Raw genomic sequence first — 12,508 nt, 5'->3', positions numbered from 1 at the left:
GCCCGGATCATCAGATCCGGGCCACACCTGTTGGAATAGTTCTAGCGCGGGACTAGGGAGCCCCTGCTTCCACCGCAGCCGGCTCAGCTTTAGCAGTGCCGCCGGCTGCCTTCTTGGAACCGCGCCGCTCGATCCACACAGCGAGCCGTGAGACGAGGATATTGATGGCGATGTAAATCGCTGCGGCGACGAAGAACACGGGGAACAGGAATGCGTTGCCCAGGAAGTCCGCCATAACCTGCACAGCGCGCAGCAGCTCACCGTAGGCCACGATATAGCCCAGCGAGGTGTCCTTCAGGAGCACCACCATCTGTGCCACGAGTGAAGGCATCATGCGGCGGATAGCCTGCGGCAGTTCGATCAGCATGCGTGAGCGGTAGCTGGTCAGGCCGATGGCCAGGCCGGCTTCCCGCTGGCCCTTGGGCAGGGATGAGATGCCGGCACGGATGATCTCCGCGAAGACAGCCGCGTTGTAGAGCACCAGGCCTGTGACAACGGCGATGAAAGGTGAAGTGCCGAAGCCCAGGAGGACAAACAGCATCATCAGGACCACGGGCATGCCGCGCAGGAACTCCAGGACTACCCGGACCGGAATACGGATGATGGGCGAGTCCGCGATGCGCAGGAGGCAGAGCGCGAGTCCCAGCGGGAAGGCGATGACGGCGGCAAGGGCCGCGGCACTGAGGGTGGCGCCCAGGCCATTGCCCAGGAGCCTCCACACATCGGCGCGGGTGAAGATCTGCCAGCGGCGGCCCTCAAAGATTCCCTGCTGGGCGAGAATCATGACGATCCAGGCCACCAGGCCAAGGATCAGTACAGCGCCCGCAATGGAAGCGATCAGGGATATTCGCCGGGCCTTGGGACCGGGAACGTCATACAGAACGGAGCTCATCGGGCAATCGCCACCTTTCGTTCCACCGTGCTGGCAAGGATGCCCAGCGGAACGGTGAGGAGCAGATAGAAGAATGCGGTGCCGAGCAGGACCGTGATGACGGCATCGCCGTTGGCGTTGGCCAGCTGCCGGCCGTAACCGAAGAGCTCAAGGACGAAGAACGCGCCTGCCACGGACGAGTTCTTCACCAGGGCGATCAGGATGTTGATCAACGGCGGGATCACCGTCCTCAGGGCCTGCGGCAGGATGATGAGGGAGAGTACCTGGCCGAACCCCATGCCAATGCTGCGGGCGGCCTCAGCCTGGCCCACCGGAACACTGTTGACACCGGAACGGACAGCTTCGGCGATGAACGCTGCGGTGTAGGTGCTAAGGGCGATGATCGCGGCAATCTCAAACTGCTCGAACTTGACCCCAAGGCGGGGGAGCACGATGGCAGCGAAGAAGAAGGCGATGGTCAGCGGGGTGTTGCGGAGAACTTCCACGTAAACCGTGCTGAAACCGCGGAGGGCAGCCACGGGGGATACCCTGGCGGCTGCGAGGAGGGTACCGAGCACCAGCGCGATGACCCCGGAGACGGCGGACAGGAAGAGGGTGCGGAGAAAACCTTCCCAATACAAGGGGAGGTTTTCAAGAATGACGTCCATAGGATCCTTCGGCTCTTTGCGTGGACGGAAGGGAAGGCGGATTGCTGCCGGGGCCGGACGAACCGGGCCCGGCAGCAGCCGGTCGACCTAGTAGCGGTTGATCGTGGGCAGGCTTGGGGCAGTCTTGATGACTGAACCGGCAGTGGCCTCCCAGGCCTTCTTGTAGTCGCCGTCCTTCTCGAAGGCTTCGAGCTGGTCGTTGATCCAGTTGCGGAACTCGGCGTCGTCCTTCTTCAGGCCGATGCCGTAGGGCTCCTTGGTGAAGGTTTCGTCCGAGGCGAGCTTGAAGGCGTCCGGTTCCTTATCAACGAAACCTGCGAGGATCACGTTGTCCGTGGTGACTGCTTCAACCTGCTTGTTGCGCAGCGGCTCAAGGCAAGCGGAGTAGGTGGCAGCGGGAACCAGTTCCGCACCGTACTTGTCCACAATGGTGGCAGCCGGGGTGGAGCCGGTCACGGAGCAGACCTTCTTGCCCTTGACGTCTTCGGGCTTCTTGATGGAGTCGTTGTCCTTGTTCACCATCAGGGCCTGGCCGGCTTCGTAGTACGGTCCGGCAAAGCTGACAACCTGCTTGCGCTTGTCGTTGATGGTGTAGGTGGCGATCACCAGGTCAACCTTGCCCTGCTCGATGAAGGGTTCGCGGTTGGCGGAGACAGTCTCGGACCATTCGATCTTGTCTGCGGCAATGCCGAGCTTGGCGGCGATCAGCTTGCCGATTTCAACGTCGAAACCGACGGGCTTGCCGTCCAGGCCCACCTGGCCGAAGAGTGGCTGGTCGAACTTGGTGCCGATCTTGATGGTGCCGGCCGAGGAGAGCTTTTCCATGGTGGTGCCGGCAGCAAACGTCGGCTTTTCCACGGGAGCAGGGTTGCTTCCGCCGCCGGCGTCGCCTCCGCCGCAGGCGCTCAGGGACAGGGCAAGTGCGGCGGTTGCCGCCACAACAAATGATTTCCGCCGGGTCAAAAATGCCTTCATGACATTCCTTTCATTGATGGCCGCGGATCACGGCCTGGGTGCGAACTTGGAGTGTTTGTTCGAAGGGGAATCAGTGGGTAAGGAGCTTGGAGAGGAAGTCCTTGGCGCGGTCGCTCTTGGGATTCGTGAAGAACTCCTCGGGGGTGGCGTCCTCGACGATCTGGCCATCGGCCATGAAAACGACCCGGTCCGCGGCTTTGCGGGCGAAGCCCATCTCATGGGTGACCACAATCATGGTCATGCCTTCTTTGGCCAACTGCACCATGACATCCAGGACCTCGTTGATCATTTCGGGGTCAAGGGCGGAGGTGGGCTCGTCGAAGAGCATGACCTTCGGCTTCATGGCGAGGGCGCGGGCGATGGCCACGCGCTGCTGCTGGCCGCCGGAGAGCTGGGCGGGAAGCTTCGGAGCCTGGTGTCCCACGCCCACCCGCTCGAGCAGGGCCATGGCATCCTTGTCGGCCTCGCCTTTTGAAACTCCCTTGACCTTGATGGGGCCAAGGGTCACGTTCTCGAGGATGGTCTTGTGCGCGAAGAGGTTGAAGGACTGGAACACCATTCCGACGTCGGCGCGCAGCTGTGCCAGCGCCTTGCCTTCTTCGGGAAGGACCTTCCCGTCGATGCTGATGGTGCCGTCCTCGATGGTCTCAAGGCGGTTGATGGCGCGGCAGAGGGTGGACTTACCGGAGCCCGACGGCCCGATGACCACGACAACCTCGCCCTTGCGGACCTGCAGGTTGATGTCCTTCAAAACGTGCAGCTGGCCGTAATGCTTATTTACGGCGTTCAGGGAGACGAGGGCATCGCCGGGCACATGAGTAGTCATAGGAAGAATCTAGCGAAGAACAGCGGGTTATGACGCGAATCACGGCATGTTCCTGCACATCGTGATTCAAGAGATACCTGCCGTGGCTGCGCCGGGAGTCGCGTTAGCCTTGGGGAATGAGCATCAGTGCAGATCCGGCCAAGAACATCCAACCGCGCCGCAAAGGCCCCCTTGAACTCCGCCGAAAGCAGGCGGCGGTGGAAATGTCGGACCAGCATCTGCTCGATACCAAGGGGCCAGGCCAGTTTGTCCATACCGATCCGTGGCGCGTTCTGCGGATCCAGAGCGAATTCGTTGAGGGCTTTGGTGCCCTTGCAGATATCGGCAAGGCGGTCAGCGTCTTCGGTTCGGCACGGACCAAGCCGGGCAGCGTGTACTACGAAATGGGTGTTGAAGTGGGGCGCAAGCTGGCCGAGGCCGGCGTTGCGGTGATCACCGGCGGCGGCCCCGGCTCCATGGAAGCGGCCAACCGGGGCACTGTGGAAGGCAACGGAGTCTCCGTGGGCCTCGGCATTGAACTGCCGTTCGAACAGGGCCTCAACCAGTGGGTGGACCTCGGCATCAACTTCCGCTACTTCTTCGCCCGCAAGACCATGTTCGTCAAGTACGCCCAGGGGTTCATCGTCCTTCCCGGCGGCCTGGGCACCCTCGATGAGCTCTTCGAAGCCATGGTGCTGGTGCAGACACGGAAGGTGACATCATTCCCCATCGTCCTGCTCGGCGTCGAGTTCTGGGGGCCCATGATCGACTGGATCCGGGGAACCCTGGTGGCCGAGGGCATGGTCTCGGAGAAAGACCTCGACCTGATCCAGGTGGTGGACAGCCCCGCCGAAGCCGTTGAGCGCGTGCTCCACGGCGGCCCCGTCCCGCCCATGAACGGGGAGCAGCGGCCGGAGTAGCACGCCTCTTGCCGGGCGCGGTTCTGGCACGATGGGACGGTGAGCTTCTTTCTCGTTTTCCTTGCCATCGTGCTGGTTGGTGCAGTGCTGTGGACCGGCGTCGGGCTGCGCTCGCGGAAGACCGGCCGGCAGGCGTTGCCCGCGCTGCTGGACGGCGGTTTTGAGCAGCCGCCGGCCAACCTTCCGCCGGTGTTGCTCCCGGCCGACGCCGCACCCCGTGATGTGGACAAGGTGCGGTTCGCGCTCGGCCTTCGGGGCTACCGCATGGACCAGGTGGACCAGGTGCTGGACGAGCTGCGGGACCAGCTGGCGGCGGCCCGGAAGGAGTCTGACGAGCTGCGGTCACGCCTCCAGGCCTTGCAGGCCAGCGCCGGGAACGGGGGCAGCCATGGCGCGGTGCCCGCCGTCGAACACGGAAAAGCGTCCGACGGCGGGACCGCGCCTTCCGCTGCGGACGTCCAATGAGCACCGTGGAGCGCCGCCGTGCGAACTCTGGTTCTGCGCAGGCTGCGGCCGCCAGGGCGGCCGAGGTGGTCCGGCGCTGGCCGTGGTGGGCGCAGGTGTCCGCCATCTACGTGGCCGCCCGGCTCGTCAGCGCCTGCATCTTCATGGCTGCAGCCCTGCACCAGGGCACCAACCCGTGGTTTCCGGCCAAACCCGACTACTGGAATTTCATCAACATCTGGGATGCCCGGTGGTACGGCGAAGTCATTGCCAACGGCTATCCCACGCAGCTGCCCACTGATGCCCTGGGCAACGTACAGGAAAACGCCTGGGCGTTCTATCCGCTTTTCCCGGCTCTGGCCCGAGGCCTGACCAGCCTGACCGGGATGAACCCCGCAGCCTCGCTGACCATCATCGCCATGCTGTCCGGCTGGGCGGCCGCGCTGGTGGTGTATGTGCTCTTCCGGCAGAAAGCGGAGCACGCGGCGGCGTTGTGGGGGGTGGCGTTCTTTGCCACATTCCCGGTCTCGGCCGTCCTGCAGGTGCCCTATGCCGAGCCGCTCACCCTCCTGCTGCTGGCCGCGGCGCTGTTGCTGGTGATCCGCCGGCAGTACCTGTGGGCGATGCCCGTGGTGGTGCTGATGTGCCTGTCCCGCCCGGTGGGGGTGCCCTTCGCGGCGATGCTGGGCATCCTCTTCCTCGCACGGCTGGTGGCCTGGATCAGGCAGGGACAACCGAAACCAGTGCCCCCGGCCGCGAGCCCGGCCGGTGAACTGGTCCGCTTGGCGGCCCTGACCGGCGTCGCAGGCCTGTCCGCCCTTGCCTGGCCCGCGGCGGCGTGGGCGGCAACAGGCGATATCGAGGCGTATACAAAAACCGAGACGGTGTGGCGCGGACATGACCTGGTGCCGTTCAGGCCCTGGTTCGATACCGGCGTCGACCTTTTCGGCCCGGTGCTGGGCGTCCTGGCCCCGTTCGTTTTCGTGGCGCTTTTCGGCGCCATGCTGTTCCTTCCGCCGGTGGTGCGCCTCGGCGTCGAAATGCGCCTGTGGTGCGCCTGCTACATGGGTTACCTGGTGGTCTTCCTGCACCCGCAGACCAGCACCTTCCGGATGCTGTTGCCGCTTTTCCCGCTGGCGCTGGGTGCCGTCCTGCTGTCCCGCTCGAGGGCCTACCGGGGGACTGCGGTGACAATGTTCCTGCTGCTCCAGATGGTGTGGATCGTATGGCTGTGGGCCTGGGCGCAGTTGCCTGGCGGCGGCGATTACCCACCCTGATTAATTGTGCTTCCGTGCAGGTCAAAGCGGGAATTAAGGCGTGCCGAAAATGTCCATCGATTAGCTACGTACGGGTAATTCCGGGATAATAGTCAGTAAGCAAGGACAAAAAGCATTCAGAATACGCGCAGCCTTGGCGGTGGAGAGCCCCTCCGTCACAGCGGCCTGATCGACATGCGGACACAGCCCGACCGGGCTGATCAGTCCTGGGACTAAATGGAGGGGAATTCCTCATGGCTGCTATGAAACCACGCACCGGCGACGGCCCAATGGAAGTCACCAAGGAGGGCCGCAGCCTGATCATGCGCGTCCCGCTCGAGGGCGGCGGGCGTCTTGTGGTTGAGCTGAACGCCGCGGAAGCGGCAAACCTCAAGGAATGCCTGGTAGGCGTTACCGAATAATCGTGCCGGACAGGGTCCGCGGCTGTTGGCTGCAGGCCCTGCCCTGTTCCCGGCGCATTTCCTGGTGCTGTTCCGCGGCCGGCCGGCGCCGGCCGCGGAAACCAACACTGTTACTTCTTGACTGCCACCAGCAGGCCGTCCCCGGTGGGGAGCATGGCGGTGGCCAGCCTCTTGTCCTCGCGGATTGCCTTGCCTACCTGCCGAAGGATGACCGTGTTGGGCTCGCGTCCCGCCGGATTGGCAACCTTGTCTTTGTCCAGGGCGTCGTTGATGATCAGCAGTCCGGAACGCTTCAGGAGGCGGACGGCCTGCTCCACGTACCCGGGCAGGCCGGGCTTGTCCGCGTCGATAAACACGATGTCATAGGCGTTGTCCGTGAGCCGGGGCAGGACGTCGCCGGCGCGGCCCGAAATGGTGCGGGTCCGGTTGGCAGGGCTGCCGGCTTCGGCATAGGCCTCGCGGGCGGCTTTCAGGTGCTCAACATCCACATCGATGGTGGTCAAAACGGCCTGCGGGCCAAGGCCGCGCAGCAGGCAAACGCCGGACACGCCCGCGCCGGTTCCGATTTCGACGGCGGTCTGGGCCTTGGACGCGGCTGCCAGCACAGTCAGGACGGCCCCTACCCCCGGGCCGATGGGGGTAACGCCGAGTTCAAAGGAACGCTCCCGGGCCCGAAGCATGACGTCATCCTCAGCGGGCAGATCTTCTGCAAAGGACCAGCTGATGGACTTGTCGGCACTCATTAATGTTCGCTTCCTGGGCGTAGAGGGGGTTGTCTTTTACAGCCTAATGGGTCGGGGCGGAACAGTATGGCAGGCGGGCGGTTGCGCCCACGGCATAACTTTCCGGCAGTCAGGAAATTCCCAGCCAAGTTTGAAATGATTATTATCCGCTCATCCAAGAGATGACCGGCGCCGAATCAGAGATGTCAACAGTATCCGGGCGTTAGCATTCCACGAGGGGAGTGGACGATGTCATCTTCAGTAGTGGCACCTGTCCCTGCAGCACAACATCCCGAAGCCGATTGGGTCCGTCCCACCTGGGAAGAAGTGGTCACCAACCACTCGGCCAAAGTCTACCGGCTGGCCTACCGCCTGACCGGCAACAGGTTCGACGCCGAGGACCTCACCCAGGAGGTCTTTGTCCGCGTCTTCCGTTCGCTGGAAAACTTCAAGCCCGGAACGTTGGATGGCTGGCTGCACCGCATCACCACCAACCTCTTCCTGGACCAGGCGCGACGCAAGACCCGCATCCGGTTTGACGCACTGGCCGAGGACGCAGAGTCCCGCCTTCCCGGACGCGAGCCTGGCCCTGAGCAAAGCTTCGAACTGAACAACCTGGACCTCGACGTGCAGGCCGCCCTGGAGGAACTGCCGCCGGACTTCCGCGCCGCCGTCGTGCTCTGCGACCTTGAAGGCCTGTCCTATGACGAGGTGGCAGCGGCCCTGGGCGTGAAGCTCGGGACGGTCCGCTCCCGGATCCACCGCGGCAGGACCATGCTGCGGGAGAAGCTGGCACACCGGGATCCGCGGCCGCAGCACGCCCGGCGCAAACTGTCCATGCCGCGCATCGCCGGCATCCTCTGATCGGCACATGAGGCACCCCTTCGCCTCCGGCGGCAGGCACGCGCGCACCTCCAGCCACATGGCGTCCTGCCCGGAATGCGCCCTTGACATGCGCCGGGAACGCCAGTACTTGGAGCGGCTCCGCGAGGCTCCCATTCCGCCGGCAAGCAACGACCTGACCGCGCGGCTGCTGGAACGGACGTCGCTGCTCGCAGCCCAGCCGGTTCCAGCCACGCCTCCCGTCACGGCCCCCCGCACGGCTGTGCGGGTCCTGGCCATGGCCGCCGGCGGCACCGTGGCCGCAGCAAGTGTCCTGGGCGTCGGTGCCCTCGCCGCCGCCGGCGAACCCGTCCCCGCGAATGCCGCTGAGCCGGCAATGCTTGCCCAGGTCTCGGCACACACACCCGCTGACGGCAGGGCGCTCACCGCGGACCAGCTCAGCAGCCTGCGCCAGGAGGGCTGGGCCTGTCCGGTGCTCGAAGCCATGGGATTCCACTTGGAGTCTGCCCGGGCCGTGGTCAGGGGCGGACAGCCGGCGGTGGAGTTGCGGCTTAGCGACGGATCCTATTACGCCACGGTGACCGAGCTGCACGCAGGCAACGTGGCGGCGGAGGCAGTGAGCCCCCAGGGCAGTCCGGTCCAGGTCCTGGGAACATCGCCGTGGTCAGCCACCTACACATCCGGGGGACGGACGTTCACCTTCGAGTCGAACCTGCCCGCCGATCAGGCGGACGATGCAGGGCCCATCCTGGAGCGGGTCGGCGGCGTGGCCGCGGAGGGACTCACGGCGGGGGTCGATGGCAATGCCCAGGACGCCGGCGGAGAGCCTCTGGAAAACCGCTTACAGCGCGGAATCAACAGGATCGTGGCCGTCTTTACCCAGTAATCCAGGCTGTTTCCGCCCCCGCCGGGCGCGAATCGTCACTGGCAGCCCGGAGAGGGTAATCTTCCTAAAGTGTTTGGTATCAACGGCCCGGAGTTCTTCCTCCTGCTGATCATCGGTGTCCTGGTGATCGGCCCCCAGAGGCTGCCTGAATATACCCAGAAGCTCGCCAACCTGGTGAAGGAAGTCCGGCGCATGGCGTCCGGTGCCCGCGAGCAGATCAAGGAAGAAGTGGGCATCGACATCGACGATGTCGACTGGAAGAAGTACGATCCCCGGCAGTACGACCCCCGGCGCATCATCAAGGAAGCGCTGCTGGATGACGATACCAAGCCCGTCAGCGCCGGCGCCCCGGCCGCAGTGGCTGCGGTTGCGGGAGCGGCAGCTGTGGGGACGGCAGGTGAGTCCGCCCCGTCCCGGCCGGAACGCGTGGTGCAGAGCCTCCCAGCGGGCGAGGCCGCACCGTTCGACACCGAGGCCACCTGAGCCCTTCCTACCGAGCGGCAGCGGGAGTAGGCCAGTGTGGCTAGCGGGGCTGCAGGCCCAGCTTCATCCCGGCCAGGCCCCGCGGCTTTGAAGCCAGGCCCGCGGCAATCCCTGCCAGCGCTGCAGCTGCCGCCGTGTCCGGCTGGCCAATCACGATAGGCGAACCGTTGTCGCCGCCTTCGCGGAGTTTGATGTCCAGTGGGATTTGGCCCAGTAGTGGAACGTCTGCACCCACGGCTGCCGTCAGCCGCTCGGTGAGCACCGCCCCGCCGCCGCTTCCGAACAGTTCCATCCGCCCGCCGTCGGGCATCTCAAGGTAGGACATGTTCTCGATGACGCCCGCAACTTTCTGCCCCGTCTGGGTGGCGATGGCGCCGGCGCGTTCGGCCACATCCGCAGCGGCAGCCTGCGGAGTGGTGACCACCAGGATCTCGGCCTTGGGCAGCAGTTGGGCCACCGAAATGGCGATGTCACCGGTACCCGGCGGAAGGTCGAGGAAGAGGGCGTCCAGGTCGCCGAAGTAGACGTCCGTGAGGAACTGCTCCAGTGCCCGGTGCAGCATTGGCCCGCGCCAGGCAACGGGCTGGTTGCCGGTGACGAACATGCCAATGGAAATGACCTTCACGCCGTAGGCCACCGGCGGCAGGATCATGTCGTCCACGCGCGTGGGGGCCTGGGTGATGCCCATGAGCGCCGGGACCGAGAAACCGTAGACATCCGCGTCCACGATCCCCACCCGGAGCCCCTGCGCGGCCAGTGCCGTGGCGAGGTTGACGGTTACGGAGGACTTGCCCACCCCGCCCTTGCCGCTGGCCACCGCATAGACCTTCGTCAGGGAACCGGGCTGGTTGAACGGAATGCCGCGCTGCCCGCCGGGGCCACGGAGCTTCTCCTTCAGGGCATCCCGCTGGGCCTGGTCCATGACCTTGAGTTCTACGTCGACGCCGGTCACCCCCGGGACTGCTGCCAGGGCCGACTCGGCGTCGGACGTGATGGTGTCCCGCAGCGGGCAGCCGGCGATGGTGAGCAGGACCGTGAGGTTGACCTTGCCGTCGCCGGACACCCGGACGGCGTCCACCATGCCGAGTTCGGTGATGGGACGCCGCAGTTCAGGGTCAATGACAGTGGCGAGGGCGTCGTTGACGTCCTGGAGCAGCGGGGAATTGCCGGGTGTTGCTGTATCCATGAAGGGTGTTTACCGGTCCTGGGTGGAATGGCCGGGCTTGACCCGGGGGATCTGCTGCGTGCGGGGATTGCGCTGCCGGTCGCGTTGCTCGCGGAGTTTTTCCTTCACCTTGTCCTTGGGCGATTCGTGGCTGCCCTGGCCGGCGGTGTCGTGCGTGCGCAGTTCTTCCTGGGCCTCCAGCATGTCCTCGAGGAGGGAACGCAGCTCAGCACGGACGTAGTCGCGCGTGGCTACCTCGCGCAGGGCGATCCGCAGCGACGCAAGTTCCCGGGTGAGGTATTCGGTGTCGGACAGGTTCCGCTCCGCGCGCTGCCGGTCCTGCTGGAGGGACACGCGGTCGCGGTCGTCCTGCCGGTTCTGGGCCAGCAGCAGCAGCGGTGCCGCATAGGAGGCCTGGAGGGACAGCATCAGCGTCAGCAGCGTGAAGCCGAGATCGCGGGAGTCGAACTGCCAATCGATCGGCGCCCAGGTGTTCCAGCACAGCCAGAAGATACAGAAAATGGTCATGTAGACCAGGAACTGGGGAGTACCCATGAAGCGGGCAAAGCCCTCCGTGGCGTGGCCGAAAGCGTCGGGGTCAGGGGAGAACTTGGGCAGGATCCGCTGCCTGCCGCTGAGGGGCGTGTCCAGGCTGCCCTTGTTGTTCTTGCCCGCGGTGCTTCCAGCGTTCCGCTGGTTGGGGTTCTTCGGAGCGCTGTTGTCAGCCAATACGGCCACCGAGCCTTCTTATCGGGGCCTCGCCATCATGGGCGCGCCAATCATCCGGCAACAGATGATCCAAAACGTCATCAACAGTCACCGCCCCCACAAGCCGGCCGGCGTCGTTGACCACCGGAAGGGAGTTCAGGTTATAGGTTGCCAGGGTCCGGGCCACTTCGCTGATGTGGGCCTGGTCCGACAACGGTTCCAGGTTCTTGTCCACCAGGTTGCCCAGCGGCTCGAACGGCGGGAACCGGAGCAGTTGCTGGATGTGCACCACACCCAGAAACCGGCCGGTGGGGGTCTCCATGGGCGGCCTGGCAATGAAAATGGACGAGGCAAGGGCGGGGGAGAGTTCCTCCCGCCGGACGTGGGCCAGCGCTTCAGCCACAGTGGCTTCGGGAGGCAGGATGACCGGTACCGGGGTCATGAGGCCGCCGGCGGTGTCCTCGTCGTATTCCAGGAGCCGGCGGACGTCCTCTGCGCCCTCGGGCTCCATCAGCTGGAGGAGTTCCTCAGCCTGCGCCGACGGGAGCTCGCCCAGGAGGTCGGCGGCGTCGTCCGGGTCCATTTCCTCAAGCACGTCGGCAGCGCGCTGGATGTCCAAGGCGGAAAGGATTTCCACCTGGTCGTCCTCAGGCAGTTCCTGGAGGACGTCTGCCAAGCGCTCATCCTGCAGTTCGCTGGCCACTTCGAAACGCCGCTTGTCGCTCATTTCCTGGAGCGCCTCGGCGAAGTCGGCCGGTTTGAGGTCCTCGTGGTTGGCCACGAACTGGGTTGCTGCCTGCGGCTCGGTGCGCGCGCCCTGCTGGGCGTCGGCCCAGTCGATTATGAGGGTTTCGTTGCGGCGCAGGCGGCTGAGTGGGGACAGGGAGTGCCCGCGCCGGACGAAGAGCTTGCTGACGAACCAGTCGCGGGACCTGTGCTGGTCCATGGCGATGTCCTCGATGGTGGCGTCGCCGCTGCCGTCCCGCAGGGTCACGCGGCGGTCGAACATCTCGGCCACCACCAGTGTTTCCGCGCCGCGCTGCTCGAACCTGCGCAGGTTGACCAGGCCGGTGCAGATGACCTGCGTCTGGTCGATGGAAGTGATGCGCGTCATTGGCACGAAGACGCGCTTCTTTCCCGGCACTTCGACGACGATACCCACCACGTGGGGGGCTCCTTGGGAGCCGCGGGAGAGCACCACAACATCGCGTAACCGGCCCAGCCGGTCACCCAGCGGGTCGAAGACGTCGAGTCCCAGAAGGCGTGCCACGAAGACACGGGTAGGTGTTGTGCTCACTTGTACAGGCTACCGAGTCTGCTCACTTTTAGCTGAATTTACA

The 12,508-nt window shown here is 65.0% G+C and carries 15 protein-coding genes; 7 read left to right on the top strand and 8 right to left on the bottom strand.

Annotation, left to right across the window (positions count from 1 at the left end; genetic code table 11):
• Window positions 1-52: 52 nt before the first annotated feature.
• The 4 genes from ACHL_RS12750 to ACHL_RS12735 form a co-directional block, all read right to left on the bottom strand.
• On the bottom strand, window positions 53-892 hold the full coding sequence (locus ACHL_RS12750; protein WP_015937700.1) for an amino acid ABC transporter permease: 840 nt from the start codon (window positions 890-892) through the stop codon (window positions 53-55).
• Window positions 889-1,539: an amino acid ABC transporter permease gene (locus ACHL_RS12745; protein ID WP_015937699.1), complete on the bottom strand. Its 651-nt coding sequence runs from the start codon at window positions 1,537-1,539 to the stop codon at window positions 889-891. The genes ACHL_RS12750 and ACHL_RS12745 overlap by 4 nt, the downstream gene beginning before the upstream one ends.
• A gap of 87 nt (window positions 1,540-1,626) precedes the next feature.
• Window positions 1,627-2,514: a glutamate ABC transporter substrate-binding protein gene (locus ACHL_RS12740; RefSeq protein WP_015937698.1), complete on the bottom strand. Its 888-nt coding sequence runs from the start codon at window positions 2,512-2,514 to the stop codon at window positions 1,627-1,629.
• Between the two features lie 70 nt (window positions 2,515-2,584).
• Complete coding sequence (locus tag ACHL_RS12735) at window positions 2,585-3,340, bottom strand: amino acid ABC transporter ATP-binding protein (RefSeq protein WP_015937697.1); 756 nt, start codon at window positions 3,338-3,340, stop codon at window positions 2,585-2,587.
• A 116-nt stretch (window positions 3,341-3,456) separates the two neighbouring features.
• On the opposite strand from ACHL_RS12735, the gene ACHL_RS12730 reads away from it, so the two are divergent.
• The 4 genes from ACHL_RS12730 to ACHL_RS23815 all read left to right on the top strand — a co-directional run bounded on the left by ACHL_RS12730 (window position 3,457) and on the right by ACHL_RS23815 (window position 6,361).
• Window positions 3,457-4,239 (top strand): LOG family protein, encoded by a 783-nt coding sequence (locus tag ACHL_RS12730; RefSeq protein ID WP_015937696.1) that lies wholly within the window; start codon window positions 3,457-3,459, stop codon window positions 4,237-4,239.
• A 39-nt stretch (window positions 4,240-4,278) separates the two neighbouring features.
• Complete coding sequence (locus ACHL_RS12725; RefSeq protein ID WP_015937695.1) at window positions 4,279-4,704, top strand: DivIVA domain-containing protein; 426 nt, start codon at window positions 4,279-4,281, stop codon at window positions 4,702-4,704.
• Window positions 4,701-5,960, top strand: coding sequence for a glycosyltransferase family 39 protein (locus tag ACHL_RS12720; protein WP_015937694.1), 1,260 nt, complete (start codon window positions 4,701-4,703; stop codon window positions 5,958-5,960). The genes ACHL_RS12725 and ACHL_RS12720 overlap by 4 nt, the downstream gene beginning before the upstream one ends.
• Window positions 5,961-6,193: 233 nt before the next feature.
• A complete protein-coding gene (locus tag ACHL_RS23815; protein ID WP_009357720.1) occupies window positions 6,194-6,361 on the top strand; it encodes a DUF3117 domain-containing protein in 168 nt (55 codons plus the stop codon).
• A gap of 110 nt (window positions 6,362-6,471) precedes the next feature.
• Here ACHL_RS23815 and ACHL_RS12715 read toward each other — a convergent pair whose 3' ends face one another.
• Complete coding sequence (locus ACHL_RS12715; RefSeq protein WP_015937693.1) at window positions 6,472-7,104, bottom strand: O-methyltransferase; 633 nt, start codon at window positions 7,102-7,104, stop codon at window positions 6,472-6,474.
• Between the two features lie 228 nt (window positions 7,105-7,332).
• Here ACHL_RS12715 and sigE point away from each other — a divergent pair, with 228 nt between their 5' ends.
• From sigE to ACHL_RS12700, 3 genes are all read left to right on the top strand, one after another.
• On the top strand, window positions 7,333-7,947 hold the full coding sequence (gene sigE, locus ACHL_RS12710; protein ID WP_015937692.1) for an RNA polymerase sigma factor SigE: 615 nt from the start codon (window positions 7,333-7,335) through the stop codon (window positions 7,945-7,947).
• Between the two features lie 7 nt (window positions 7,948-7,954).
• Entirely contained in the window at window positions 7,955-8,812 is an 858-nt protein-coding gene (locus tag ACHL_RS12705) for an anti-sigma factor (RefSeq protein ID WP_015937691.1), read from the top strand.
• 69 nt (window positions 8,813-8,881) lie between these two features.
• A complete protein-coding gene (locus tag ACHL_RS12700; RefSeq protein WP_015937690.1) occupies window positions 8,882-9,295 on the top strand; it encodes a Sec-independent protein translocase family protein in 414 nt (137 codons plus the stop codon).
• A gap of 40 nt (window positions 9,296-9,335) precedes the next feature.
• Here ACHL_RS12700 and ACHL_RS12695 read toward each other — a convergent pair whose 3' ends face one another.
• The 3 genes from ACHL_RS12695 to ACHL_RS12685 are packed head-to-tail and all read right to left on the bottom strand — an operon-like array spanning window position 9,336 to window position 12,465.
• Window positions 9,336-10,481, bottom strand: a complete 1,146-nt coding sequence (locus ACHL_RS12695) for an Mrp/NBP35 family ATP-binding protein (protein WP_015937689.1) — start codon at window positions 10,479-10,481, stop codon at window positions 9,336-9,338.
• Window positions 10,482-10,490: 9 nt separating this feature from the next.
• The gene (locus ACHL_RS12690; RefSeq protein WP_015937688.1) at window positions 10,491-11,198 is read right to left on the bottom strand and encodes a DUF1003 domain-containing protein; all 708 of its coding nucleotides are present in this window, start codon (window positions 11,196-11,198) and stop codon (window positions 10,491-10,493) included.
• The gene (locus tag ACHL_RS12685; RefSeq protein WP_015937687.1) at window positions 11,182-12,465 is read right to left on the bottom strand and encodes a magnesium transporter MgtE N-terminal domain-containing protein; all 1,284 of its coding nucleotides are present in this window, start codon (window positions 12,463-12,465) and stop codon (window positions 11,182-11,184) included. The genes ACHL_RS12690 and ACHL_RS12685 overlap by 17 nt, the downstream gene beginning before the upstream one ends.
• Window positions 12,466-12,508: the final 43 nt, after the last annotated feature.

It is taken from the genome of Pseudarthrobacter chlorophenolicus A6 (assembly GCF_000022025.1).
Taxonomy (GTDB): Bacteria; Actinomycetota; Actinomycetes; order Actinomycetales; family Micrococcaceae; genus Arthrobacter; species Arthrobacter chlorophenolicus.
The sequence above is the reverse complement of the archived record's forward strand: the minus strand, read 5'-3'. Positions and strand labels throughout refer to the sequence as shown.

Coding starts and splice junctions, on each gene's coding strand:
- ACHL_RS12720 (WP_015937694.1), top strand. CDS start 4,701: ATGAGCACCGTGGAGCGCCGCCGTGCGAACTCTGGTTCTGCGCAGGCT.
- ACHL_RS12750 (WP_015937700.1), bottom strand. CDS start 892: ATGAGCTCCGTTCTGTATGACGTTCCCGGTCCCAAGGCCCGGCGAATA.
- ACHL_RS12695 (WP_015937689.1), bottom strand. CDS start 10,481: ATGGATACAGCAACACCCGGCAATTCCCCGCTGCTCCAGGACGTCAAC.
- ACHL_RS12715 (WP_015937693.1), bottom strand. CDS start 7,104: ATGAGTGCCGACAAGTCCATCAGCTGGTCCTTTGCAGAAGATCTGCCC.
- ACHL_RS12740 (WP_015937698.1), bottom strand. CDS start 2,514: ATGAAGGCATTTTTGACCCGGCGGAAATCATTTGTTGTGGCGGCAACC.
- ACHL_RS12745 (WP_015937699.1), bottom strand. CDS start 1,539: ATGGACGTCATTCTTGAAAACCTCCCCTTGTATTGGGAAGGTTTTCTC.
- ACHL_RS12735 (WP_015937697.1), bottom strand. CDS start 3,340: ATGACTACTCATGTGCCCGGCGATGCCCTCGTCTCCCTGAACGCCGTA.
- ACHL_RS12705 (WP_015937691.1), top strand. CDS start 7,955: ATGAGGCACCCCTTCGCCTCCGGCGGCAGGCACGCGCGCACCTCCAGC.
- ACHL_RS12730 (WP_015937696.1), top strand. CDS start 3,457: ATGAGCATCAGTGCAGATCCGGCCAAGAACATCCAACCGCGCCGCAAA.
- sigE (WP_015937692.1), top strand. CDS start 7,333: ATGTCATCTTCAGTAGTGGCACCTGTCCCTGCAGCACAACATCCCGAA.
- ACHL_RS23815 (WP_009357720.1), top strand. CDS start 6,194: ATGGCTGCTATGAAACCACGCACCGGCGACGGCCCAATGGAAGTCACC.